We start from the raw sequence: 26782 nt of genomic DNA, 5'->3' as shown, positions 1-26782 counted from the left end.
GGAGATGAAAAGAAAAAATACCATATTTTCAAAATTATATGTAGTGCTGTGTCTGGCATTTTTTTACCTGCCGATCCTTGTGACCATGATCTTTTCCTTTAACTCATCCAAGTCCCTGACCAGATTTACAGGATTTTCCCTGCGCTGGTACGGAGAGCTGATAAACAACATGGAGATCAGTAAGGCAGTTTATGTTTCGGTCACAGTGGCAATTCTGGCAACTGTTATTTCTACAGTGCTGGGAACCATCACAGCCATCGGACTTTCAAAATCCAGAAAGGTGCTGAAGGAGATGGTCCTTACCATCAATAACTTTCCAATTCTGAATCCGGAGATCGTAACCGCGATTGGTCTGATGCTGCTGTTTTCTTCGCTGGGAATGACGAAAGGCTATCTGACCATGCTGCTGGCACATATCGCATTCTGTACGCCCTATGTGATCACCAGTGTATATCCGAAGGTACGAAGCCTGGATCCGAACCTTGCCAATGCAGCCATGGATCTTGGTGCAACGCCATATCAGGCACTTACCAAGGTTATCGTGCCCATGATCAAAGAAGGGATTTTTGCGGGAGCGCTCCTGGCCTTTACTATGTCCTTTGACGATTTCGTAATTTCCTACTTTGTTTCCGGAAACGGAGTAAAAAATATATCCATTGTTGTATATAATATGACAAAGCGCATCAATCCCACCATCAACGCCCTTTCTACCATTGTGATCGTGGTCATTGTACTGGTGCTTCTTTTTGCAAATCTGATCATGCCGAAGCTTCAGGCCTCCACCGTGAAAAAAATGGATCCGAAAAAAAGAAGGATCGTTGCGGTTATCACAGCTGCTGCGGTTGTTCTGGTATTGGGAAAGTGGACGCTCGTAAGTCAGGGAAACCACGTGCTTCGTGTATATAATGCCGGAGAATATATGGACCTGAGTCTTCTGGACAAATTTGAGAAGCAGTATAACTGTACTGTTGTATATGAAACCTTCGAGTCCAATGAGATGATGTACACCAAGCTGGCCAGTGGTGAAACCTACGATGTTTTGGTTCCGTCAGATTATATGATTGAAAGACTGATCAAGGAGGAATATCTTCAGGCCCTTGACTGGAAAAAAATTCCAAACAGCAAAAATCTTCTTCCCGAGGTACAGAATAAGGACTATGATCCGGGAAATCGTTATTCCTGTCCGTATTTCTGGGGAACTGTAGGCATCCTTTATAATAAGAATGTAGTCTCTCAGGAGGATCTTGACAAAGAGGGCTGGAATATTCTCTGCGATGAAAAATATAAGGGAGATCTTTATATGTATGATTCCGAAAGGGATTCCTTTATGATCGCCTTGAAAGCGCTGGGGTATTCCATGAACACCAAAAATCTTGATGAGATCCAGCAGGCTTATGAGTGGCTGATCCGGCAGAGAGATACCATGGATCCGATCTATGCAGGTGATGATGTGATCGACAACATGATCTCAGGAAACAAGGCAATGGCGGTTGTTTATTCCGGAGATGCTTCCTATATTATCAGCGAAAATCCGGAGCTTGGCTATTATACCCCGCAGCAGGGAACCAATACCTGGTATGATGCCATGGTCATCACCAAAGACTGTAATGAAGTAGATCTGGCTCATGAGTTCATCAATTTTATGCTGGATGATGAAAATGCTCTTTCCAATACCGAAGAAGTAGGATATACTTCTACTGTAAAGAGTGCATTCGAGGAGATGAAGAACGGAACTTATGAGGGAATTTCTTCCTATATTCCGCAGATCGACAATCCAAAGAATGAGATCTTCGGATACCAGAAGCCAAAGATCAAGCAGAAATTCGCAGAGCTTTGGACAAAGGTAAAAGCAAAATAACAAGACGTCAGAGAGAGACATGAAGGAGGTTCTATGAAATCAAAAAAAGCAGCAGCGATCATGTTATGTGCGGTACTTGGAACATCTATGATAACAGGTGTCAGTGTCAGTGCAAAGGATAAGGATGAACTGGTACTTTATACATGGGACGGAATGTTTCCGCAGGAAGTGCTGGATGATTTTGAAAAAGAAACAGGGACCAAGGTGGTATATTCCAACTTTGATACCGATGAGACCATGCTTGAGAAGCTTTCCCAGGCAAAGGGCGGCGATTACGATGTGGTAATTGCAGATGATTACATTATCGACAGCGCGGTAAAAGAGGGACTTGTCCAGAAGATCGACAAGGATACCGTTTCCAATTTTAAGAACATCAACCCCCTTTATCAGGGACAGTTTTATGATCCGGATGACGAATATACAGTACCTTACGGAGCAGGAATCCCACTGATCGTTTATGATCCGGAGCAGGTAGATATCGACATTAAAGGATACAAGGATCTCTGGGATAAATCTCTGGAGGACAGCATTGCCATCGTAGGTAATTACCGCGTGATCTGTGGCATCACACAGCTTTCCATGGGAGAGAGCATGAACGAAGAAGATGTAGCCGTGATCGACAAGACCGGTGAGAAGCTGAAAGAGCTGGCACCGAACATTCGTATGATCCAGGATGACAATACACAGAATGCACTTCTCAACGGAGAGGCAAGTGTGGCATTTCTTTATACATCACAGGTAACACAGGCGCTGAAGGATAATCCGGATCTTAAGGTGGTTTATCCGGAGGAAGGTCTTGGATTTGGTATTATGGGAATGTTTGTGCCAAGTGAAGCACCGAATGCGAAGGCTGCCAATGAATTTATCAATTATATCCTAGAGCCGGAAGTATCTGCACAGTGCATCAACTATATCGGATACTACAATACAAACAAGGCAGCAGATGATCTGGTAGACGAGAGCCTGGTTGTTCCGGACAGCGTGACAAAGGGTGAGATCGTACAGAATGTAAGCCAGGAAGCAGAGCAGGAATACAATAAGATCTGGACAGAGTTTAAAGCTGCCTGCGATTAAGCAGACGGACCAGTAAGGGGGTTTTTCAGGTGGAGATATACAAAGGCACATCCGCTTTTTCCGGAATAGCCATTGGAAAAATACTGTATTACCACAGAGGCGAATATCAGATCCGTCAGTCCATGGTAGACAATGTAAAAAAGGAGCTGGATCGTCTGGATAATGCAAGAACAGCGGTAAAGAACCAGATCCAGCATATGTATAAAAACGGAGCACCCCTCCCCAAAGAGCAGGAGCTGACCTTGAAACGTCAGCTGAAGCTCTTAAGTGGCGGAAGCTTCCAGCGGGCCGTGGAAAGCATGATCACGACAGAAAAGGTCAGTGCAGCTTACGCAGTCCAGACAACCAGGGATGAGCTTGCAAATGTGTTCCGCAAGCTGGAGGACGAGGCTGTCAAAGAACAGATCGAAAATATCAGGGAGATTTCCGAGCTGCTGATCGGCGCCATGGGTGGCTCCCATGCACGGATCAATCTGGGAGATGAGCCGGTGATCCTTGCAGCAGAGCAGCTTTCCCCCAATGAACTTCTGGAGATGAACAAAGCCAGTCTTCTGGCGGTAGTCATGCATCAGGGGTCTGTTATTTCCCATGTATCGATCATGGCAAAATCCATGGAAGTCCCCACCCTGGTCGAGGTGGAGATACAGAAAGAATGGGATGGCCATATGGCTATTGTAGATGGGTATACAGGAACACTGTATATCGATCCGGAGCCGGAGCTTCTTAAGGAATATGAGATCCGTCATGCAGCAGATAAGGAAGAGCGGGAAGAACTTTTGAGACTTCGGAACCAGAAGGATATCACAGCCGATGGCAAGGAGATCAAGCTTCTGGCAAACATCGGAAATCTGGATGATCTGAATACGGTTCTTTATTACGGAGCAGCAGGTATCGGCCTTCTTCGAAGTGAATTCCAGTATCTCGGAAGAGAGAATTATCCAAGAGAGAATGAGCTGTTCCGTGCCTATAAAAAAGTAGCCGAGGATATGGATGAACGTCCGGCAGTGATCCGTACCGTGGACCTGGGGGCAGACCGTCAGGCAGAATATATGGCAATTCCTGATGAGGTCAATCCTATGATGGGAAACCGCGGCATCCGCCTCTGCCTTGATCGCAAAAAAATGTTTAAAGCGCAGCTTCGGGCTATTTACCGTGCAAGTGCCTATGGAAATATCAACCTGATGTATCCGATGATCACGTCCGAGGATGAACTGGATGAGATCGAGAAGCTGATCCGTGAGGTAAAAAAGGGCCTGGATGAGAAGAACATTCCTTACAAAAACATCCGTACCGGAATTATGATCGAAACACCGGCAGCGGTCATGATCAGTGAAGAACTTGGAAAACGTGTGGATTTTCTGAGCCTTGGAACCAATGACCTGACCCAGTATACCCTGGCTATGGACCGGCAGAATCTTCTTTTGAAGGATAAATACAACGATCATCATCCAGCGCTTGTAAAGATGATCCGCATGGTAACAGAGGCAGGACATAAGTCAGGATGTGAAGTTTACATATGCGGAGAGCTGGCAGCAGATTCCAATCTTACAGAAGCTTTTATCCAGATGGGAGTGGACGGCCTTTCCGTTGTTCCTGCCTGTGTACTTCCAGTGCGAAAAGCGATCCGCAGCTCCTATGCGGATGAGGCAAACCGGCCGGAAGAAGCAGTAAAAGAGAAATAATATCCGGAAAAATAAAAATCCTGAGAATTTCTATGTTGCTATCTGTTGATATCTCACATAGGATCCTCAGGATTTTTTTGACGGAATCTTTCACTCACGGCTTATTGCTGTTCTAAATTGAAGCAGTGCGTGGAAGCATATCTGTTCCGGTTAAAGTTATCGAAGTCCAAGCACCTGGGCGGTTTCCGAAATAAACTCCGGTGTGGTACCACAGCATCCGCCGATCACGGAAGCACCGTTGTCCACCAGCACCTTCATATAACCTGCAAAATCCGCAGGGGTCATGCTGTAAACTGCATTTCCAAGATCATCGATCTGGGGCATTCCCGCATTGGGTTTGGCAATGACCGGAATGGAAACGTTTTCTTTGATATTGCGGATAACCGATACCAGCTGGTCCGGGCCAACCGAGCAGTTGATGCCGACAGCGTCTGCACCTGCAGCTTCCAGGGACATGGCAGCCTCTATGGCATTTCCGCCGCTGAAGATACTTCCGTCTGCTTCTACAGTCACGGTACAGATGATAGGAAGCTCGCAGACACTCTGGCAGGCGTCTACAGCAGCCAGTGTCTCCTCGATATTGATCATGGTTTCCGCTACGATCAGGTCCACACCTGCATCACGGAGATAGCCGATCTGTTCCTGATAGACTTCGAAGGCTTTTTCGTAAGTCATGTCACCGGCCGGTGCCATCATCTTGCCTGTGGTGGTGATATCACCTGCTACGAAAACACCCTCCGGTGCGATCTCCTTTGAATAGCCTGCCAGGGTATGATTGATCTGTTCAATCTGATCCTCCAGTCCGTGCATAGTGAGGTTAATGCGGTTTCCTCCGAAGGTAGGCGCATAGATGATATGGCTTCCCGCCTCGATGTATGCCTTCTGCAGAGACTGGATCACATCCTTGTGCTCAAGCACCCAGCTCTCTGTGCAGACACCACGCGGCATGCCGGCCTTCATCAGGTTGGAGCCGGTAGCACCATCCAGCAGCAGGACATGATCTTCGGTCAGTTTCTGAAATTCCTGTTTTGTCATATGTTTATATCCTCCTTATGGCAGCCAATCACGGTTGGCAAAAAATAGGGCTCCTCCTGTAACCGCTGCACTCATTGCCGTGGGTTTATTTTAACACAGGGAATAAAAATAATCTATCCTGTTTCTGGGCCGGGGAATAAAAAATAATAAAAATTAGGCAAATTGTACATATTTAACGGCTTTTCTGTCGAATAAAGAACTTGCGTATTAGAAAATGGGATTGTATAATAACCTATAGACATGCCCAAAGGGCAAGACTGTCATCAGATAGAACATAAAGGTAAAGGTGAAAAGGAATTATGATTAAAGTTAAACTGAGCAACTGGAAGTCTGATCACCAGATGGATGAGGCTTATAAAGCTCTGCGAACAAATATCCAGTTCTGCGGAGCAGATAAGAAAGTGATCGCACTTACCAGCTGTACTCCTAATGAGGGAAAGAGCAGTGTGGCATTTAATCTTGCTGCCTCTCTTGCTGAGAGCGGCAAATCAGTGCTTCTGATCGATGCCGATCTGCGTAAATCCGTTTTGATGGGACGTGTGACAGTAGACCAGGAGGTAATGGGACTTGCTCATTATCTTTCCAAGCAGGCCAAGCTTTCTGACGTGATCTGTGCCACTACACTTCCGAAGTTCCATATTATCTTCTCCGGTATCGTACCTCCGAACCCGGCAGAGCTTCTCGGAAACAGACTCTTCAAGGATATGATCCGCGTGGTAAGAGATGTTTATGATTACGTTATTGTAGATACACCGCCGCTTGGACTGATCATCGACAGTGCTATCATAGCAGATTCCTGCGACGGATCTGTAATCGTCGTTGAATCCGGTACCATCAGCTACCGTTTTGTACAGGAAGTAAGAGATCAGCTTGCCAAGAGCAACTGCCCGATCCTGGGAACCATCCTGAACAAGGTGGACTACAGCAAGGCCGGCAATTACGGTCACTATGGCAAGTATGGTAAATACGGCAAGTACGGTAAGTATGGTTCCTACGGAGATTATGGTGAGAGCAGCAGTAAATAAAAAAACATTGACAACAGAAATGAGTGGGTTATTTTAATGAAGGGACTTTATGATATTCATTGTCATATCCTCCCCGGGGTGGATGACGGTGCAAGAAACATGGAAGAATCACTCTGGATGCTCAACAAGGAGTATCAGGAGGGCGTACGTCATGTGATCCTGACACCACATTTCCGGTACGATATGTTTGAGCCGCATATGAACATTGTGACAAGACAGTTCATGCAGCTGCGTAGAGCAGCCATGAATATTGGTGATGAAGGCATGAGACTTTATCTGGGCTGTGAACTCCATTCCAGTATGGATATGGTGGAATGCCTTAAGAAGGGACGGCGGCTTACCCTTGCAGGTTCCAGATATGTGCTTGTGGAATTCAGCAACGGAGATGAGAAAAATTATATTGAAGAACGGGTCAGAAGTCTTCTGATGAATGGTTTTATCCCGATCATCGCTCATGTGGAACGTTATAAGGCTACCCGGAACGATATTGGATTTTTGACAGAGCTGAAGGATATGGGAGCACATATCCAGGTCAACGCAGATACCATCAGCGGTCAGGACGGATTCGGAGCAAAAACCTTTGCACGGAAAGTCATGAAGCATGGGCTTCTGGATTTTGTCGGTTCTGACGGACACCGTAAGACGGAGCGTATCCCGGAGATCGGCAAATGTGTCGCCAAAATGGAAAAAACAATGGGGAGCGAATATGTAAAGAAGATCTTTATCAAAAATCCCCGGAAAATCACAGGGTAATGGAGAAAAGAAATGGAAAATCAGACTGTTAACAACAACGACGAAGTAGAGATCGATCTTGGTGAGGTATTTCACCTGTTACTGAGCAAGCTGGGTGTTATCATTTTATCCGGTATTGTTTTCTGCCTGGCAGCTGTTATGGGAACCATGCTTCTGATCACACCGAAGTATGAATCCACAACCAAGATCGTGGTACTGTCCAAGCAGGACAGCAGCACACTGACCAATCAGGATATCCAGACAAGTACATCACTGACCAAGGACTATGCGGAGCTGATCAAGAGCCGTACAGTTACTGAGGGTGTGATCGCACAGCTGAAACTGGATATGACACATGAGAAGCTTCTTAAGAAGCTTTCCGTAGATACACCAACGGATACACGAGTAGTATCCATCACAGTTACAGATACCGATCCTTATACAGCGGCAGAGATCGCAAACGCAGTAAGAGATATTGCTTCCAAGCATATCCAGCAGGTTATGGATATCAAGGCAGTAAATGTGGTAGAGACAGCAAACATCCCGGATGAGCCATCAAGCCCAAGCGTACCGAAAAACGGTGTGATCGGCGGACTTCTGGGTATCCTTCTGGCAGCAGCTGTTGTGATCATCGTATATCTGACAAACGATACTGTAAAGACACCGGAAGACGTAGAGAAATATCTTGGATTAAGCGTACTTGGTACAATCCCATACTCTTCCAAAATGGGCAAGAAATCCAAAAAGAAAAAGAAACGTCACGCATAAAAATAACAACAACGGATCAAAGTGTTGGGAAAGGCCGGGAGCAGCAAAAATATGAAGAAATTTTTTGTGTTTTTATTAGTGGTCATCTGCCTTGGTATGGGAGCCGGTGTAGTATACATGAAGAGCTCCGAGGATAATGAAGGACCGAAGATCACATTTGAAGAGGGAAAAGATACGAATTATACATCCGATATGACAGAAGAGGATCTTCTGAAGGATGTAAAGGCACAGGATGACAGAGATGGAGATGTTACAGAGTCTCTTACCGTAGAAACCATATATCCGAAGAATGACGGAAAACAGGTTTCTGTTATCTTTGTTGCAAAGGACAAAAACAACAATGTAACAAAAAAAGAATTTACCATGGAAGCTCAGGACGGCAGTGCCGAAAATCCGCAGCTGGGACTGATCGATAATGACGGTCTCACAGAGGACGGAGATTCCACAGATACCACAGAGCCTGCAGAAGAGACAGATATGCAGGATGGGACAGAAGCAGACAGCACAGATGCTGAAAGCGGAGATTCCGCAGAAGGAGAACTGACTCCGGAGGAACAGGCGCAGAAGACACAGGAAGACAAGATCGAGCAGCTTTCTCCGCAGGATCCAAAGATGTATCTGACTACATATTACGTAGAGGTACCGGTAGGAACTACGCTGGATAAATTAAGCTATGTAAAGGATATCCAGGATGATACAGAGTCAACCAGTGATCTTTTCAAAAGGATTCAGATCACCGGTGATGTAAATACAGCTGCACCGGGAACTTACGAGCTTACATATTATGTAGTAGACAACAGTGGAAACAGCTCCAACGGAGCCGTACTTACCATTGTTGTGAAATAAATATCATCCCCTCTCCAGGTGCCTGAGATACCGGAGAGGGGATAAAAGCAACAAAAAATGTAAGCGAGGGAAGGCGTAGAAAAGAATATGTATCAAAAAGAAAACAGCAGTTGGGTAAAACATGCCGATTTTACGATTTGCGATATGTTGTGTCTGCAGCTTGCGTTTGTACTTGCATACTGGATCCGAAACGGGATCGATCAGCCATACGAGACAGAGCTGTATCGAAATGTGGCAGTGGTGATGTTTCTTATCCAGCTGATGGTCACATTTTTTAATGAAAGCTTCAGTGGAGTTCTGCGAAGAGGAATGCTGGTGGAACTGAAGAAAACCTTTGAACAGTGTACACTGGTCTGTCTTCTGGTCCTGGCATATATGTTTCTTTTAAGAATTGGAAACAATTATTCCAGAATGATCCTGCTGATCACCTATGTACTTTATATCTGCTTCAGCTACTGCGGCAGACAGGCATTGAAGAAATTCCTGAAGGATCACAGATACGAAGAAAGCGAGAAGCGATCCCTGCTGATCGTTACAGTCAGTGAAAATGCAGACAATGTGGTGGAAACCATCCGCAAGAATAATTACGGAACCTATCATCTGGCAGGAATTGCTTTTATGGATTGTGACAAGAAGGGAGCATCCGTCTGTGGAGTGCCGGTAGTAGCCGGAAAGGAGGATATGATCTCCTATATCCATAAGAACTGGATCGATGAAGTATTTTTTGCAGTGCCTAAGGAAATCCCGATCCCGGAGCAGATGATCAAGGATTGCTCTGCAATGGGAGTTGTCATCCATATGAGACTGGCAACTATGAAATCCCTTGGCAAGAACCAGGTGGTGGAGGAACTTGGCGGATACACTGTGCTTTCCAGCAGTATCCACATTGTGACACCGCGCCAGATGTTTGTGAAACGAGCTATGGATATCGCAGGCGGTCTGGTAGGTTGTCTTTTTACAGGAATCGCAGCAATCTTTCTGGTTCCGGCCATTAAGATCAAATCTCCGGGTCCTGCATTTTTCTCACAGGTCCGCATGGGAAAGAACGGTCGTCCGTTCAAGATCTATAAATTCCGCTCCATGTATATGGATGCAGAAGAACGCAAAAAAGAACTGATGAAACAGAATAACGTAAAAGATGGAATGATGTTCAAAATGGATGATGATCCACGAATCATCAAAGGAGTAGGACATTTTATCCGAAAGACATCCCTGGATGAATTTCCACAGTTCTGGAATATTCTGAAAGGAGATATGAGTCTTGTAGGAACCAGACCGCCGACAATGGATGAGTGGGAGAAGTATGAGCTTCACCATCGCAAACGTCTGGCCATCAAGCCGGGACTTACCGGTATGTGGCAGGTAAGCGGTCGAAGTGATATTACGGATTTCGAGGAAGTCGTAGAGCTTGACACAAAGTACATTGCCGAATGGTGTCTGAAGCTGGATATAGAGATCCTGGTTAAGACAGTTATGGTCGTTTTCCGCGGAAGCGGCGCCAAATGATCCATACATATTGAGATTCGAATATAATGACCCGGGCTGCGGAGACGCAGTTCGGGGATAAAAATAAATTAGATAAGTTATAAATATAAAAGAGGAAGTAAAAAATGCAGATTTTATTGATCATGCTGATCGTAGTACTTCTTGCGTTCTCGGTTCTGCTTCGGGCGCTGGCAAAACAAAGTCCCAGGGAAAAGCAGACAGAAGACAAAGAGCAGGAAGAATACGTCAGGGATTATGCAGAAACAGTAAGACAGACCGGAGGAAGTATGAAGAAGTTAGAACATTGGAAAGTAATTGCGATATATCTGATCATCTATGACATGATAGCTGTTAATTTTTCTTATTTTATGGCGCTGCTGGTGAGATTCGATTTTCGGTATTCCTCGATCCCCACAGACTATTTTGCCGCATGGAGGAGTTTTGCACCAATCTATACCATTATCATCCTGGCAGTGTTCGGATGCATGCATCTGTATAACAGTGTATGGCGTTTCGCAAGCTTCCATGAGCTGATCAAGATCACGGTAGCAACTGTGATCACTGGCGTTCTGCATATTGTGGGTATCACGATCTTCTGGGAACGGATGCCGGCTTCCTATTATCTGATCGGTATCATGCTGCAGTTTTTCCTGACTGTAGGCGTACGTTTCTCCTATCGTTTTGTACTTCTTGAGCGGAACCGCAGAGAAAAGAGCGAGCGTGAGGAGCGGAGCAAAAACGTGATGATCATCGGTGCAGGAGAAGCGGGCAGGACCATTGTCCGGGAGCTTCAGAATGCAAAGGAAACCAATTCCAGAGTACGCTGCCTGATCGATGACAATCCGAATAAATGGGGAAGATACATGGAAGGCGTTCCGGTGGTAGGTGGAAGAGACGATATTTTTCTCAATGTGGACAAGTATCATATCAATCAGATCCTTCTTGCGATCCCGACGGCAACACCGCATCAAAAGCGGGATATCCTGAACATCTGCAAGGAAACCGGCTGCGAGCTGAAGCAGCTTCCTGGTGTATATCAGCTTGTAAACGGAGAAGTATCCCTGAGCAAGATGAAAAAAGTAGCAGTGGAGGATCTTCTTGGACGAGACACCATCAAAGTCAACATGTCCGAGATCTTTCAGTATCTGAAGGGCAAAAGGATCCTGGTAACAGGAGGCGGCGGTTCTATCGGAAGCGAGCTCTGCCGTCAGATCGCAGGTCATGAGCCGGAGCTTCTGGTGATCTTCGATATTTATGAAAATAACGCATATGACATTGAGCAGGAACTGAAGGCCAGTTATCCGAACCTGAACCTGAAGGTACTGATCGGCTCCGTCCGCGACAGCAAAAGGATCAACTGGGTATTTGAAACCTACAAGCCGGAGATCGTATATCATGCAGCCGCACATAAGCACGTACCGCTGATGGAGAACAGCCCCTGTGAGGCGATCAAGAACAATGTGGTAGGAACCTATAAGACTGCATATGCGGCAATGATGAACGGCTGCCAGCGATTTGTGCTGATCAGTACCGATAAGGCCGTAAACCCGACCAACATCATGGGCGCCAGCAAACGACTCTGCGAAATGGTAGTCCAGAGCATGAACATGGTCAGCCACAACGGACACACCGACTGGCTGCCACGACTTGGCGGACACAGAAAGGATACCCTGGATGCACTTCACGACAACGAAGGTCAGGCATATGTAAGTGCAAACCATACATCGAAAACAGGAACCGGCACAGAATTCGTAGCTGTACGATTCGGAAACGTTCTCGGCAGCAACGGAAGTGTGATCCCGCTGTTCAAGCGCCAGATTGAAAAAGGCGGCCCTGTCACCGTCACACATCCGGACATCATCCGCTACTTTATGACTATCCCGGAGGCCGTAAGCCTTGTCCTCCAGGCAGGAACCTACGCCAAAGGCGGAGAGATCTTCGTCCTGGACATGGGAGCCCCGGTAAAGATCGACACCCTTGCCCGAAACCTGATTAAGCTTTCCGGCTACACCCCGGATGTAGACATCAAAGTCACCTACACCGGTCTCCGCCCAGGCGAAAAGCTCTACGAAGAAAAGCTGATGGCCGAGGAAGGCATGGAGAAAACTCCAAACGACCTCATCCACATCGGCAAACCCATCGAAATGGACGTACAGGAATTCTTCAAACAGCTGGAAGTCCTGGCAGCATACGGCTACGCCAACAGCGAAAAGATCCGGGACATTGTAGCCGCGATCGTACCGACCTATCACTCTGCGGATTCCGACCTGAAGCTGCATAAGAAGGTGTATGAGGAGCTGATGAGCGAGGTGGCTGTGGCTGCGGAGAAGTGACCAAGCACAAATTGAAAGTACATAAAAAGAGGTAGAGAGCCATGTTCAAAGAAAGTAACAAGTTTGAAAAATTTGAATCTAAAGTCTGGTTAAGCAGTCCAACAATGCATGGACCGGAAATTGAATATGTAAAAGAAGCATATGAAACAAACTGGATGTCTACAGTAGGAAAAAACATTAATGAAGTAGAAAAACTTGCCTGTGAATATATTGGCTGCAAATATGCAGTAGCTTTATCAGCAGGAACAGCTTCTTTACATCTGGCTATGAAACTGGCTGGAATCGAAGCATATGGTATGCCAAAAGTTGGTCATGGAGCATTGGAAGGAAAGAAAGTTTTCTGCTCCGATATGACTTTTGATGCAACAGTAAATCCAGTTGTATACGAAGGCGGAGAACCGGTATTTATAGATACAGAGTATGATACCTGGAACATGGATCCGGAAGCATTGGAAAAAGCCTTTGAAATCTATCCTGATACGAAGGTTGTGGTTATTGCACATCTTTACGGAACTCCGGGAAAAATAGAAGAATTAAATGCTGTGATCAGAAAGCATGGAGCTATTTTGATCGAGGATGCGGCAGAATCTATGGGAGCCACATATAAAGGTGTTCAGACAGGTACGTTTGGAAAGTATAATACGATTTCTTTTAATGGAAACAAGATCATTACAGGAAGTTCAGGAGGCTGCTTCCTGACAGATGATGAAGAAGCTGCAAATAAAGTACGTAAATGGTCAACGCAGGCTAGAGAGAATGCGGCTTGGTACCAGCATGAAGAACTGGGCTATAACTATCGAATGAGCAATGTGGTTGCTGGCGTTGTACGTGGGCAGTTTCCATATTTAAATGAACACATCGCACAGAAAAAAGCAATCTATGAGAGATATAAAGAGGGATTAAAAGGATTACCAGTATCCATGAATCCAATGGATCTGGAAAATTCTGAGCCAAATTACTGGCTGTCTTGTCTAATTATTGATAAGAAAGCGATGTGCAAGCAGGTTCGTGGCGAGCAGGATGTCTGCTACATAAAAGAAACAGGAAAAACCTGTCCGACAGAGATTCTGGAAGCAATTGCATCTATTAATGCAGAAGGACGCCCAGTCTGGAAACCGATGCATATGCAGCCGATTTATCGCCTGAATCCATTTGTTGTAAAAGACGGAAATGGAAGAGCCAGATCGAATGCATATATTGCAGGCAGCGTGTCTGATGTTGGAATGGATATTTTCAACCGAGGTCTGTGTCTGCCTAGTGATAATAAGATGACAGTGGAGCAGCAGGAGAGGATCATTGAGGTTATTCGGGCTTGTTTTGAATAGTATTCAAGGGGAATGAGATTGTGTCTAAAAAGAAAAAATTAGGTCTTCTGGCAGGAAGTACAGCAGTAACGACTGCGACAACAGCACATGCAATGAAAAAGGAAGCAGATAAGACTACATATACTGCTGAATTAATGAGTGCGATTAAACCCCGTAAGATGGGATTTTATGAGAAGTATATAAAACGAGGGATGGATGTAATATGTGCATCTGCGGCAATTTTATGTTTTAGTCCGATTTATGCAGGAGTTGCTCTTTTAGTAAAAATAAAACTGGGATCACCAGTTATTTTTACGCAGGATCGTCCAGGTTTGGTAGATAAGAACGGAAGAGAAACGATTTTCAAAATGTATAAATTTCGTACGATGACAGATGAGCGAGACGAAGAAGGAAATCTGCTTCCTGATGAAATAAGACTGACGAAGTTTGGCGCATGGTTAAGAAAGACAAGCCTAGATGAGCTGCCGGAAGCTTTTAACATCCTGAACGGAACGATGTCAGTAATTGGTCCAAGACCTCAGCTGGTAAGGGATATGGTATTTATGACGGATGAACAAAGAATGCGTCATACTGCAAAACCCGGATTATCAGGCCTGGCACAGGTTAATGGGCGAAATGCGATTACCTGGGAAGATAAATTGGAGTGGGATCAGAAATATATCAAAAAAGTTGGGCTGATAGAAGATATTAACATTATTTTAGAAACAGTCAAAAAGGCATTTATCAAGCAGGAAGGCATTTCACAGGATGATATGGCTACGGCGGAGGATTTTGGAGATTATCTGTTGAGAACAGGTAAGATTAGCTTGGAAGAATATCTGGAAAAACAAGAAATGGCAAAAGAAATTTTAATAAAGAGTGGGAAATAACATGAGTGATTTAGTGTCAATTATAATGCCGTCTTATAATACAGCACAATATATAACTGAAACAATACAATCAGTAATTGATCAGACATACCACAATTGGGAATTGATTATTGTGGATGATTGTTCAACAGATAATACTGACATAGTGATTGGAAAAATAAAGGATCCAAGAATTAGATATATAAAAAATGAAAAAAATTCAGGAGCAGCGGTTAGTCGGAATAGGGCGTTAAGGGAAGCTAATGGAAGATGGGTTGCGTTTTTGGATTCGGATGATTTGTGGAAACCAGAAAAACTGGAAAAGCAAATTTGTTTTATGATGAAAAATAGATATTATTTTTCATATACCAATTATGAAGAAATAGATGCTGATGGAAATAAAACAAATGTAATTATTACAGGACCAAAAGTGATATCTAAAACAGGAATGTTTAATTACTGTTGGCCGGGATGTCTGACAGTTATGTATGATCGAAAAAAAATCGGTCTGATTCAGATTGCAGATATAAAGAAGAATAACGATTATGCGATGTGGTTAAAAGTGTGTAAGAAAACCAGGTGCTATTTACTTGATGAAGTGTTAGCTGAATATAGACGTGGAAGAAGTGGAAGTATTAGTACACATGGGTATAAAGAATTGATTAAATGGCATTATAGATTGTTTCGAGTTGCTGAAAAGGAAAATGCAATGCTCAGTTTAGTAAATACTATAAGAAATATGATGTTTGGTTTATATAAAAAGAAGCGATATGTAAAGGAAAGTAGAAAATGAACGCTTATGAAAAATATTATATTGGAAAGAATATTATTAAAATTTTCTGAGTGTTCCTAAAACTATATTTTATTATAGAAAAGAAGAATTTAACAATAGCATCGATGGGAATCGGATTTAGAGATTTTGAAAATGGACGCAGAGAAAGTAAAAAAAGTCTGATTTGCTATGGCATATAGTATTGCATTAAAAGGTGTTGATGTTGATGATTAGTATACAGTTACATATGGTAGTTTGATTACTAAAACAGAACCGAAGAAACATATATTATATGCTGGTATCCTGGTACAACCGATAAGAAAATAAATTAATTGGAAATAATAAAAAGGATGTTTTTACAATGAAAAAGATTTTGGTACTTGTTCAGAATTATCCCGATAATGATGGCGGGGTAGCGTTAATGTATGTACATGTAAGAAATAAGTATTATATTCAACATGACATAGATGTAACGGTTCTTAATTTTTCGTCACATGACGATTATAATATTGACAATATTAAAGTTATTACTGAGGATACATATAAAAAAGAAAATAAAAAATATGATGTAGTGGTTTCTCATGCAGCTAATATAAAAAATCACTACCGATTTTTAAAAAAATATGATGATAGATTTGAACATATGATTTTTTTCTTTCATGGTCATGAAGTTGTAATGATTAATGATGTATATCCTAAACCATATGATTATATGAAAAAAGATAGTTGGTTCAGAGTTCAGATGCAAAATTGTTATGATCAGTTTAAGTTATCATTATGGCATAAGTATTACAAGAAAATTGCAAATAAAGCAGAGTTTATTTTTGTTAGCAATTGTCTCCATAATGAATTTCAGAAATATGTTAGACTTTCTGATGACGATTTAAAGGGACATGTTCATATTATTAATAATAGTGTTGGCAAGGTATTTGAAGATAATTCATATAAATGTGAAGGGAATAAAAAATATGATTTTATAACTATTCGCAACAATATGGATTCTTCTACATATTGTATTGATTTAGTCTGTAAGTTGGCTGAAAAAAATCCAAACTTTTCTTTTTTAGTTATTGGAAAAGGAAATTTCTTTAAAAATAAAAGTAAACCGGATAATATTACATGGATAGATGAATATTTGAATCATGAAGATATATTGAATTGTGTAAACCATGCTAGATGTGCTTTGATGCTGACTAGACGAGATACACAAGGAGTGATGAGTTGTGAACTGGTCACATATGGAATACCTCTTATTACATCAGATTTACCCGTATGCAGAGAAATTTTTGAAAAAATACCGTCTGTCGCATTCATGAACAATGAGATTGAAAATGAGAATTTTTCACAAATCTATGTAAACATATTGAAAGAATATAGAACAAAAATTGATACGTTTGGATATGGAAATACTGTAGAAAGAGAAGAGAATATAATTAAAATGGAGTATTAAGTATACTGTATTGCAACCTTCGGTTGAAATTACAGTAAAAAATTGGAGGTACAGTGTGGATTTATTTTTATTTGATATACTGACAATATTGTTAATTATTATTGACATGCATAATTATAGGAAACAGATAACGCCATTAACAATTTTTGGAGGAGTTTACACTTGTCTTATTAATTTGAATAATCTTGTTATTAGTAAGATATACTCGTTTATACCAATAAATGCGCATGCTTTATGGATTATTTTTTGTTTTTTTATAATAATTTTTTTAATTGATTTTTTAGGAGGTTATTTATATAGGAATACGCCACATTGTAGTTTTTCTTTTTCTACCAGATTTAAAAATAATGTGAGTGTAACGTTATTATTTTTTATCGGAGTTGTAGCATATAGTATTCAGTTTCTGCTTTTATATCGGAAATATGGATTATCAATTAAGGGGCTTAATGATGGAATTTTAGGACATTTAAGTTCATTTGCATTTATATTAGGTCCGGTAGCACTGGATCTTTCAATTAAGACAGGTAAAAAAATACGTATTATATTTGCTTTGCTTCTTAATATTCTAGTACTTGGCATAAGCGTGGCTTTTGGCGGAAAATATGTAATATTTATTAATTTAACTTACTTTTTGCTGTATTTTGTTTTGAAAAGAGATCGACAAGCTAATTTGCTAAAATTATTAAAAATTATTTTACCTTTAATTGGAGCTGCCTTTGGAGCATTTATAATTCTCTATTATATAATACCTAGAGTAACAGGACAATATCAATCTACGATGGATTTTGCTATTAAACATATGTTTTATTATTTACTAGGATCTGTAACAGCTAATAATTATACTATGGTTCATGCTGGACAGGGAGATGCTTTAATACCATTTACAGTAATAGTCAATATAGGTAAAGCATTATTTGGAAAGAATGATTATATCAGTTCTATCTATCCATTTATATTTCAAGTGGATAATATAACGAAAACAAATGTAGCAGGATTTCTTGGAGAAACAGTTTATAATTTGGGATTAAGTGGAGCATTTTTCTATACTTCAGTAATTTTTGGTGTAATAAATTATTTTTATTATCAATATAGAAGCAAAAACAAATTCTACCTTAGCTTTTGCTATTCCAATGCGATAATTGCTTTTCTATTTTTTTGCAATTTCTATTCAGTGTCAGGCGTCTTTTTACCTTTTTTACTGGCGGTCTTTTTAGATATGTTTTCGCTATGTAAAATAGGAGATTACCATATATAATCAGGAGATAGTATGAGTTCAAAAGTCAGTTTCAGTCAAATAAAAAAGAATATAGGCTTGTCGATTATAGCCCAAATAATTTCATTAGCTGTCAGCTTTGTCATGAATTTGATATTGCCTAAGTTTATTAGTGAATATCAGTACGCTTTATGGCAAACATATTTGTTATATATTGGTTATGTCGGAATATTGCATTTTGGATTGCTGGATGGAATTGTATTAAGGTATTCACAATATGATTATGGTGAGTTAGATAAACCAAGAATACGTTCACAATTTAAATGCTTACTAACAATGACAAGTGTATTTTGTTTAATTGCTATTGTATGTTCCAGTTTGTTTTGCAAATCAGAGATGCGATTAGTATTTATTATGACGGCAATAGGAATTATAACACGAACTATGTTTACTTATACATCTTATTCCTTTCAAATTACTAACCGCATAAAATATTATGCAGAAATGATTATTGGTTATAGAATATTTTATGGTTTTGGTGCCATTGTAATGTTATTTTTTGGATTCCATAATTTTTATTATTTCTGTTTGGTCGATTTATGCAGTGACATATTTGGAATTTTGTTTTCAGTACATAATAATAAAGGAATGTATTTTGGAACTTCTTTGAACATCAGAGATACACTTGAAGAGGCAAAAAAGAATATTTCTGCTGGCATTATGTTGATGATTTCAAACTGGAGTTCTTTTTTGTTAACTGGAAGTGCCAGGCTAATTATTCAGTGGCATTGGGATAAAATTACATTCGGGAAGGTATCATTTGCTTTTAGTATTACAAATTTGTTTTTAACTTTTGTGACAGCTATCAGCGTTGTGTTGTTTCCTTCTTTAAAGAGAACAGATAAGAAAAATTTGCCAGGATTGTATCAAAAAATAAGAGGAGCGATAAATCCTTTATTGATTACAATATTAATATTCTATTATCCAGGATGCTGGATCTTAAAAAAATGGTTGCCATCATATAATAATAGTTTGATTTATTTGGGAATATTATTACCAATTATAATTTTTACGTCAAAAATAAGCCTATTAACAAATAATTATTTGAAAGCATTAAGAAAAGAAAAAACAATGTTTGTTATCAATTTGATTTCAGTAGGAATTGCTGTTGGAATGTTTTCTATCAGTGCTTATGTAATTAATGATCTAAAAATGTTGTTGGTATCTATCGTTATTGCTATTATGATATGTTCTGTTTTATCAGAAACTGTTGTTATGAAGACACTAAGTGTATTTGATATAAGAAATTTTTTTGGTGAAATTATAATGACTGTAGTATTTGTTATTACGACCATACTGCCTTCTCAAATAATAGGGCTATTAATTTATACTATGGCAGTTGCAATATTCATATTTCTTAATAAGAAAAACATGTGTTATATTTTCAAAAAAAATTAGAATAAATAAACAGTTTGCCTAGTTAGAGTATTTTAAGAGGAAGTGATAATTTTGAAAAGTTTGGCAATTATATTATTAAATTATAATGGTTCTGTTGATACGATTGAGTGTATTGAGTCTTTGGATAACACAATAACAAATTATGAGTACGATATTTATATTATTGACAATGCTTCTCAGAAAGAAGAAGTTGATATTTTAAAAAGATATATCAGTAGCAGAGAAGAATTTGATATATATTCAGATGCTATATATGAAAGAAATAAGGTAAAAGGAAATCTTCTTATTCTGTCAAATGATAATGCGGGATTTGCCGGTGGAAATAATAAGGTCATTAGGAAAATTTATGAAGATTATTCGTATGTTTTACTTTTGAATAATGATACAGTAGTGCAACCGAATTTCATTGAAAAAATGATTTGTATGTTAAATGAAGATCCAACAATAGGTTATGCAAGTTGCAGGATTGATAATTATTATGATCATACATTATTATGGAATTGCGGTGGAAAACTTAGACCATGGGGATTGAGAAAATATTATTCAGAGAAAGAACTAAAAAAAATGCCAGATATTATTGATGCTGAGTTTATTACCGGATGTGCATTATTTATACGATCCTCAGTGATAGAAAAGTATGGTACTTTATCGGATGATTTTTTTCATGGAGAAGAAGATTTTAATTTTTGTTGGAGAATGAAGAAAAACCATATTAAAGGGAAATGTATAAATCAAACTTTAGTATATCATAAAGTAAGTGCTACAAGTAGTAAAAATGGATTACAACCAGGAAAAATGGCAAGTTATTATGCGTATAGAATTGTTGATATGAAACAATTTTATTCTGTATTTATATGGAATATATGGAAGTTTGTTTTAATGCAAATTTTAAAGATACGATGGATAAGAGGAGGGTATACACAAGAGGAAATAAGAAAAATGATGGATATTATCAAACGTACATCGAAATTAAATGCAATAAATCGTGAAGATACACTTAAAATATGGAATCTAACATATTAAATTTAAAAAGATGCGTTACTAAGATGGTTTTTTATTTAGAAAAAAATGATAGGTTATTGAAAGGGTATTATAATTATGAAAATAGCAGTAGCCGGAACAGGATATGTTGGACTTTCTATTGCCACATTATTATCTCAAAATCATGAGGTAATGGCAGTTGATATAGTCCAAGAAAAGGTAGAAAAGATTAATAAAAAAATCAGTCCAATTCAGGATGAGTATATTGAAAAGTATTTAAAGGAAAAACAGTTAAATCTGACAGCTACGTTAGATGCAGAAACAGCATATAAAGATGCGGATTTTGTAGTTATCGCTGCACCTACAAACTATGACAGCAAGAAAAATTTTTTTGATACATCAGCAGTAGAAGCTGTGATTAAGTTGGTTATTGGATATAATCCAGATGCAATTATGGTAATTAAATCTACAATTCCGGTAGGGTATACAGCAAGTATTAGAGAAAAATTTCACTGTGATAATATCATTTTCAGCCCAGAATTTTTGCGAGAATCTAAAGCATTATATGATAATCTGTATCCATCCAGAATTATTGTAGGAACAGATGTTGAAAATGCAAGACTTGTAAAAGCTGCGAACACATTTGCTGGCTTATTGCAGGAGGGGGCTATTAAAGAAAATATTGATACCCTGATTATGGGATTTACAGAAGCAGAAGCAGTGAAGTTATTTGCTAATACATATTTGGCTCTCAGAGTATCATATTTTAATGAGCTTGACACTTATGCCGAAATGAAAGGCTTGAATACACAGCAGATTATTAATGGGGTATGTCTTGATCCGAGAATTGGATTACATTATAACAATCCGTCATTTGGATATGGTGGTTATTGTTTACCAAAAGATACCAAGCAGCTCTTGGCTAATTACGAAGATGTACCGCAGAATATGATGTCTGCAATCGTTGAATCAAATAGAACCAGGAAAGATTTCATAGCAGATCGTGTTTTGCAGAAAGCAGGGTATTATGCTTATGAAGATGAAAATACTTATGATGCTTCTATGGAAAAAGAAGTTGTAATTGGTGTATATCGTCTTACCATGAAATCAAATTCAGATAATTTCCGTCAGTCTTCTATACAAGGTGTGATGAAGCGCATTAAAGCCAAAGGTGCCACCATTATTGTTTATGAACCGACATTAGAGGACGGAACAACATTTTTTGGAAGTAAAGTTGTAAATGATCTTGAGGCATTTAAAGAGCAGAGTCAGGCAATTATTGCAAATAGATATGATAAATGTCTGGATGATGTAAAAGAACGAGTATACACAAGAGATATCTTTTACAGAGATTAAAAGATAAGTTATAAATTTAAATGGATATTTATAAAACAATTACTAAGCAAAATCCCAGTTGGGGAATAACTGGGGTTTGTTGGTTTTTCGTATTTTTATTGTGTTTTAGCCGGATCATAAAACAGTCATACAAAAGTAACAGAATTAGCTTTTCACAAAGTCTGGCGTATATCGCAATTTTTATATATCTTTGGACAGTATTGGAATCTACAGTTTTTACCCGCATTCCACAGGCATATCCTCAATATGAACTTCACATATTCTGGTCCTGGAAAGCATTTTTTGTATATCATGACAATGAGATGCTGAAGGAAAATATTCTAAATTGCATATTATTGATGCCGTATGGCTGTTTATTGCCAGTTGCTTTAGATAAGAGAATCAACTGGAAAAGAGGTTTGGTGATTGGAATGGGAACATCGTTTGTGATAGAATTATTGCAGTTGATCACCTGTCGAGGATTGTTTGAGTTTGATGATATTATCCACAATGGGTTTGGATGTATGATGGGAGCTGTTTTGGGTTCCTGGTGTTGGCTGAGAATGTTAAAGAAATTTAAAATGCCCAGGAAGCCTCACGCTTCCTGAGCATTTTCTCAAATCATCATTTCTCCCGTAATTTCAGAACATCCTCAAGTGGCAGCCCTGAAAACCTGCTGATATCCTCAGGTGAGAATCTGGAATCCTCTAGCATGCGCTGTGCAGTAAGTAAAGCATGTTCCTGAAGACCTTGGGCGCGACCTTGAGATAGACCTTCGGCGCGTGCATCATCGCACATTTCCTGAACAGCCTGACACATATTAACACTCCCTTCTGTTTCTGTGAAACGTAAATTGATACCGGTTATGGAGTCAATGACTCGGGCTGCTTTGAGCTCGAGCGACCGGAAGCCAGGGGTCTGTGATGTGAGTTCCTGAAGCTTCCGTTTATCTTTGGAGTATTTGATGAAGAGCATGACTTCTTTGAGATTGCTCTGGAGTTTGTCAGGTTCTTCATCCTTTATCTCGGCAGGTGAGAAGAGATTGATCCGGTAATCTGGGACCAGAGAAAGAATCTCGGGGTCTTGGACAGAGAGCATTTCGTGGAGGCTCCTGGGAGCTTTCCAGGTATCGGAGCCGAAGTATACGACACGGTGATGACCGGAATCAGCCGGTCATCTTTGTAGAAGCCGGTGAGATATTCTCCGGATGTGGAGGGTCATTGCTTTGCAGCTCTGTGGGTTGTCAGCCATGTAATTTTTGGTGATGGTATCCTTTGTACCCATAGGTTTCACCACCTTCGATCTTGTTATGTGATCAGAATTATTTTATCATCGGATTCATTTTCTGGGTAACGTAGTTTATTGCTTTTGGAAAGAGGATTTTTGTGAAAAAGCTTCAGAGCTGCGCAGTTAAGGAGGATATGTTTGTCGAACGGAGTCGAAATAAATCAATAGACAAAAAGAGCGTATTGTGCTACTCTGAAAGCACGAATTATATATAGCAATGTAAGAAAAAATAGGGGTGAGATACAGATCATGCTAGAAAATGATGTTCTTATGGAGAAAAGTACAGTTCAGATACAGCAGGAAGAGGCATCCGAGGAATATATAAAACGATTTCCGACAAAGTTGCATGAGATGTTAAAAGACTCAAGGGTAAGAGATAAATTTTTTAAAAGTATATCCAAAGAATATGCGGACATAATTGTATATAGAGGAATTCATCGAGAGAATAAAATTGAGAGAGATGATTTTCTGGGAAACCTGGATGAAGCAGAGTTGTATGATCGTCCTGTCAGGAAACCGACATTTCAAATGTGCGGTGTTTCAGTTAATGAAGATCCGATGCAGTTGATTAAGGCGTTACATATTCCGAATCCTGGAAGACCAACTCTTGGAATAGTCAGAGGAATCATGAAATGTCAGTATGGACCAGCGGATTTTCAAGAGGGAAAAACACATCATAATTGGTATTTATTCAAAGATAAAATTGATTCAGCTAGCAGTGAATTCAAAATCATAGAGGTGGACGAACTATGCCAGAAGAATATTGGGACGAAATCAGGGGAATAGGTAAATTATATGTAGAAGAGGAACTGGTTGTGGGGATAGAACCTGTACTCTTTGTATGTATTGATGATAAGAATAATAGATATTTGGTTATGACATATGATTCCTACAACGGAATATATATATATCGGAAAATAGAATCTGATGAATTGTTAGATATGTTGGAAAATCGCAATACAATGGAACGTACTTTCCGTTTAGGTAAAAGAATTTATAAGACATTTATAGAAGAAAATAGCAATATACTTGGCGTAGAAGAATATGATTCGCAAACATTTTCGGGATCAATGCTTCCAGATGTGGGAGAATATTACGAGATACACTCGGAATATATACAAAAATATATTGAAAAGTTGCGAGGTTGTAAGATCAATCAACAGGAATTCGAAAAATTTGATTGTGAGATTATAGTTACGACGGTAAAAAATGGGAAAGATATTGATTACTGTGCCCTAAATTATAACAGACAATTCTGTAAAACCGTTACTGAAAAGGATATATGGGACAAGAATTATTGTTTTGAAGAAAAGATCAATTTTGCTGCATAGTTTTTTTAGGAGGATGGTGACGTATGGAATATGAAAGTCATCTTATTTTACAACATCTCGTGTTTGATGAAATAGAGTTTAAACGGTTGGGATTTAAAACAGAAAGTGAAGTTAATTATGGACTGGAAATACAGATAGGAAGAGATCATGATAATCAGGAACATTATAAAGTTACGTTAGTTTTAAATGGGAAGAAAGATAAAGAATATATTTTTAAAATTGTATTGAGTGGTTTCTTTGAAATAAAGAATGCGGAAAATATATCAGACAAAGAAACTTTGATACATAAGAATGCGGTTGCAATTATGATGCCATATTTACGAAGTGAGGTATCGTTATTAACATCACAACCGGAAACTAACAGTATCGTAATGCCAATTTTCAATATTAATAAGATGATTAAATAAACAGTATTATGGATGTGCATACAGAAATGGCAGAAGGAATTCTGATCAATCTATATGACACATCAATATATAAGATAAGTTATAAATATTAACATACAAAGGAGAGCAAGAAATGGGAAAATATTTTGGTACAGATGGCTTCCGTGGGGAGGCGGGTGTTTCGTTGACGGCGGATCATGCTTTCAAGATCGGGCGTTTTCTGGGGTGGTATTATAATGAGCTGCGCAGAAGAGCGGGGGAGACGGCTGCGGCCAGGATCGTGATCGGCAAGGATACCCGACGTTCCAGCTATATGTTTGAGTATTCGCTGGTCGGCGGACTGGTGGCGTCCGGAGCGGATGCTTATCTTCTCCACGTGACAACAACGCCGTCTGTGGCTTATGTTGCTCGTACCGATGGCTTTGACTGTGGTATTATGATCTCTGCCAGCCATAATCCTTATTATGATAACGGGATTAAGCTGATCAATGGCCAGGGTGAGAAGATGGAAGAGGAAATCATCGCTCTGGTGGAGGATTATCTGGATGACCGTCTTCAGCTGTTCGGAGAGAAATGGCATGAGATTCCTTTTACAAAGGGCGGTGAGATCGGCAGGACGGTGGATTATTCGGCAGGCCGGAACCGTTACATAGGATATCTGATCTCCCTGGGAGTATATTCCTTTAAGGGAATGAGGATTGGTCTGGACTGTGCCAACGGAAGTGCATGGAATATCGCAAAGGCGGTTTTTGATGCGCTGGGAGCGAAGACTTATGTGATCAATGCTGAGCCGGATGGTACCAATATCAATAACAATGCCGGTTCCACCCATATCGAGGGTCTCCAGAAGCTTGTAGTGGAGAAGGGGCTGGATGTTGGCTTTGCCTACGATGGAGATGCGGACCGCTGTCTCTGTGTGGATGAGAAGGGAAATGTGGTCAGCGGGGATGCGATCCTTTATGTGTACGGCCGTTATATGAAGGAGCGCGGAAAGCTTCTCACCAATACGGTTGTGACTACGGTAATGTCCAATTTTGGCCTTTACAAGGCTTTTGATGCTCTTGATATCGATTATGCGAAGACTGCAGTAGGGGATAAATATGTTTATGAATATATGATGCAGAATGGCTGCCGTATTGGTGGTGAGCAGTCCGGGCACATTATTTTTTCCAAGTATGCATCTACCGGGGATGGCATCCTTACAAGTCTGAAGATGATGGAAGTTATAATGGCAAGGAAGAAAAAGCTCAGTGAGCTTACTGCTGATCTGGCGATCTATCCCCAGGTTCTTGAGAACGTGCGTGTCCATGACAAGGCAGCAGCGCAGGCAGATGTGGATGTGCAGGCAGCAGTAGAGAGTGTGGCTGAGGCGCTTGGAGACACCGGAAGGATCCTGGTGAGAGAATCCGGTACAGAACCTCTGCTTCGTGTTATGGTTGAGGCAGAGAGTGAGGAGCTTTGCAGAAAATATGTGGACCAGGTGGTTGAGATCGTCCGTAAGAAGGGGCATGTGGCAGAGTGATGTCCTGGATGCAGACCGCAGGTGTCTGAAGAACGG

At 40.3% G+C, this 26782-nt stretch carries 24 protein-coding genes; 22 read left to right on the top strand and 2 right to left on the bottom strand.

What is annotated here, in order from left to right:
* Positions 1-4 precede the first annotated feature (4 nt).
* The 3 genes from BN3261_RS11765 to ptsP are packed head-to-tail and all read left to right on the top strand — an operon-like array spanning position 5 to position 4614.
* Positions 5-1858 carry an extracellular solute-binding protein gene (locus tag BN3261_RS11765; protein WP_059086331.1) on the top strand — a complete coding sequence of 618 codons (1854 nt, stop codon included), beginning with the start codon at positions 5-7 and terminating at the stop codon, positions 1856-1858.
* 33 nt (positions 1859-1891) lie between these two features.
* The gene (locus tag BN3261_RS11760; RefSeq protein WP_015525684.1) at positions 1892-2932 is read left to right on the top strand and encodes a polyamine ABC transporter substrate-binding protein; all 1041 of its coding nucleotides are present in this window, start codon (positions 1892-1894) and stop codon (positions 2930-2932) included.
* Between the two features lie 29 nt (positions 2933-2961).
* Entirely contained in the window at positions 2962-4614 is a 1653-nt protein-coding gene (gene ptsP, locus BN3261_RS11755; RefSeq protein WP_022426290.1) for a phosphoenolpyruvate--protein phosphotransferase, read from the top strand.
* Positions 4615-4770: 156 nt separating this feature from the next.
* On the opposite strand, the gene BN3261_RS11750 is transcribed toward ptsP, so the two are convergent.
* Positions 4771-5649: a homocysteine S-methyltransferase family protein gene (locus BN3261_RS11750; RefSeq protein WP_022426289.1), complete on the bottom strand. Its 879-nt coding sequence runs from the start codon at positions 5647-5649 to the stop codon at positions 4771-4773.
* Positions 5650-5948: 299 nt separating this feature from the next.
* Here BN3261_RS11750 and BN3261_RS11745 point away from each other — a divergent pair, with 299 nt between their 5' ends.
* The 15 genes from BN3261_RS11745 to BN3261_RS11675 all read left to right on the top strand — a co-directional run bounded on the left by BN3261_RS11745 (position 5949) and on the right by BN3261_RS11675 (position 22828).
* Positions 5949-6674 carry a polysaccharide biosynthesis tyrosine autokinase gene (locus tag BN3261_RS11745; protein ID WP_015525686.1) on the top strand — a complete coding sequence of 242 codons (726 nt, stop codon included), beginning with the start codon at positions 5949-5951 and terminating at the stop codon, positions 6672-6674.
* A 36-nt stretch (positions 6675-6710) separates the two neighbouring features.
* On the top strand, positions 6711-7427 hold the full coding sequence (locus BN3261_RS11740) for a CpsB/CapC family capsule biosynthesis tyrosine phosphatase (protein ID WP_015525687.1): 717 nt from the start codon (positions 6711-6713) through the stop codon (positions 7425-7427).
* A 12-nt stretch (positions 7428-7439) separates the two neighbouring features.
* Positions 7440-8174: a YveK family protein gene (locus tag BN3261_RS11735; protein WP_022426288.1), complete on the top strand. Its 735-nt coding sequence runs from the start codon at positions 7440-7442 to the stop codon at positions 8172-8174.
* A gap of 51 nt (positions 8175-8225) precedes the next feature.
* Entirely contained in the window at positions 8226-9020 is a 795-nt protein-coding gene (locus tag BN3261_RS11730; RefSeq protein ID WP_022426287.1) for an immunoglobulin-like domain-containing protein, read from the top strand.
* 87 nt (positions 9021-9107) lie between these two features.
* On the top strand, positions 9108-10526 hold the full coding sequence (locus BN3261_RS11725) for a sugar transferase (RefSeq protein ID WP_059086330.1): 1419 nt from the start codon (positions 9108-9110) through the stop codon (positions 10524-10526).
* Between the two features lie 266 nt (positions 10527-10792).
* Positions 10793-12838 (top strand): polysaccharide biosynthesis protein, encoded by a 2046-nt coding sequence (locus BN3261_RS11720; RefSeq protein WP_059086937.1) that lies wholly within the window; start codon positions 10793-10795, stop codon positions 12836-12838.
* 41 nt (positions 12839-12879) lie between these two features.
* Positions 12880-14163, top strand: coding sequence for a DegT/DnrJ/EryC1/StrS family aminotransferase (locus tag BN3261_RS11715; protein ID WP_059086329.1), 1284 nt, complete (start codon positions 12880-12882; stop codon positions 14161-14163).
* A gap of 20 nt (positions 14164-14183) precedes the next feature.
* Positions 14184-15032, top strand: a complete 849-nt coding sequence (locus BN3261_RS11710) for a sugar transferase (RefSeq protein ID WP_320442621.1) — start codon at positions 14184-14186, stop codon at positions 15030-15032.
* Position 15033: 1 nt separating this feature from the next.
* Entirely contained in the window at positions 15034-15804 is a 771-nt protein-coding gene (locus tag BN3261_RS11705; RefSeq protein WP_059086328.1) for a glycosyltransferase family 2 protein, read from the top strand.
* A 340-nt stretch (positions 15805-16144) separates the two neighbouring features.
* Entirely contained in the window at positions 16145-17233 is a 1089-nt protein-coding gene (locus tag BN3261_RS11700) for a glycosyltransferase family protein (RefSeq protein ID WP_059086327.1), read from the top strand.
* 55 nt (positions 17234-17288) lie between these two features.
* Positions 17289-18488: an O-antigen polymerase gene (locus BN3261_RS11695; protein WP_059086326.1), complete on the top strand. Its 1200-nt coding sequence runs from the start codon at positions 17289-17291 to the stop codon at positions 18486-18488.
* Positions 18489-18500: 12 nt separating this feature from the next.
* On the top strand, positions 18501-19904 hold the full coding sequence (locus BN3261_RS11690) for a lipopolysaccharide biosynthesis protein (protein ID WP_059086325.1): 1404 nt from the start codon (positions 18501-18503) through the stop codon (positions 19902-19904).
* Positions 19905-19955: 51 nt separating this feature from the next.
* Entirely contained in the window at positions 19956-20927 is a 972-nt protein-coding gene (locus BN3261_RS11685; RefSeq protein WP_059086324.1) for a glycosyltransferase, read from the top strand.
* A 75-nt stretch (positions 20928-21002) separates the two neighbouring features.
* Positions 21003-22241: a nucleotide sugar dehydrogenase gene (locus BN3261_RS11680; RefSeq protein ID WP_059086323.1), complete on the top strand. Its 1239-nt coding sequence runs from the start codon at positions 21003-21005 to the stop codon at positions 22239-22241.
* Positions 22242-22261: 20 nt separating this feature from the next.
* Entirely contained in the window at positions 22262-22828 is a 567-nt protein-coding gene (locus BN3261_RS11675; protein WP_110925798.1) for a VanZ family protein, read from the top strand.
* Positions 22829-22844: 16 nt separating this feature from the next.
* On the opposite strand, the gene BN3261_RS11670 is transcribed toward BN3261_RS11675, so the two are convergent.
* Entirely contained in the window at positions 22845-23318 is a 474-nt protein-coding gene (locus BN3261_RS11670; RefSeq protein WP_059086322.1) for an RpnC/YadD family protein, read from the bottom strand.
* 438 nt (positions 23319-23756) lie between these two features.
* Between BN3261_RS11670 and BN3261_RS11665 the strand changes: the two genes are divergently transcribed.
* From BN3261_RS11665 to glmM, 4 genes are all read left to right on the top strand, one after another.
* The gene (locus BN3261_RS11665; RefSeq protein WP_059086321.1) at positions 23757-24293 is read left to right on the top strand and encodes a hypothetical protein; all 537 of its coding nucleotides are present in this window, start codon (positions 23757-23759) and stop codon (positions 24291-24293) included.
* Entirely contained in the window at positions 24257-24838 is a 582-nt protein-coding gene (locus tag BN3261_RS11660) for a hypothetical protein (RefSeq protein ID WP_059086320.1), read from the top strand. Before BN3261_RS11665 ends, BN3261_RS11660 begins: the two co-directional genes overlap by 37 nt.
* Before the next feature lie 23 nt (positions 24839-24861).
* Positions 24862-25245 (top strand): protein-export chaperone SecB, encoded by a 384-nt coding sequence (locus BN3261_RS11655; protein ID WP_059086319.1) that lies wholly within the window; start codon positions 24862-24864, stop codon positions 25243-25245.
* A gap of 112 nt (positions 25246-25357) precedes the next feature.
* Positions 25358-26746, top strand: a complete 1389-nt coding sequence (glmM, locus tag BN3261_RS11650; protein WP_059086318.1) for a phosphoglucosamine mutase — start codon at positions 25358-25360, stop codon at positions 26744-26746.
* The last annotated feature ends 36 nt before the right edge of the window (positions 26747-26782 follow it).

It is taken from the genome of Blautia massiliensis (ex Durand et al. 2017) (assembly GCF_001487165.1).
In the GTDB taxonomy this organism is placed as follows: Bacteria; Bacillota; Clostridia; order Lachnospirales; family Lachnospiraceae; genus Blautia_A; species Blautia_A fusiformis.
This window is presented reverse-complemented; position numbering and strand designations above follow the sequence as displayed.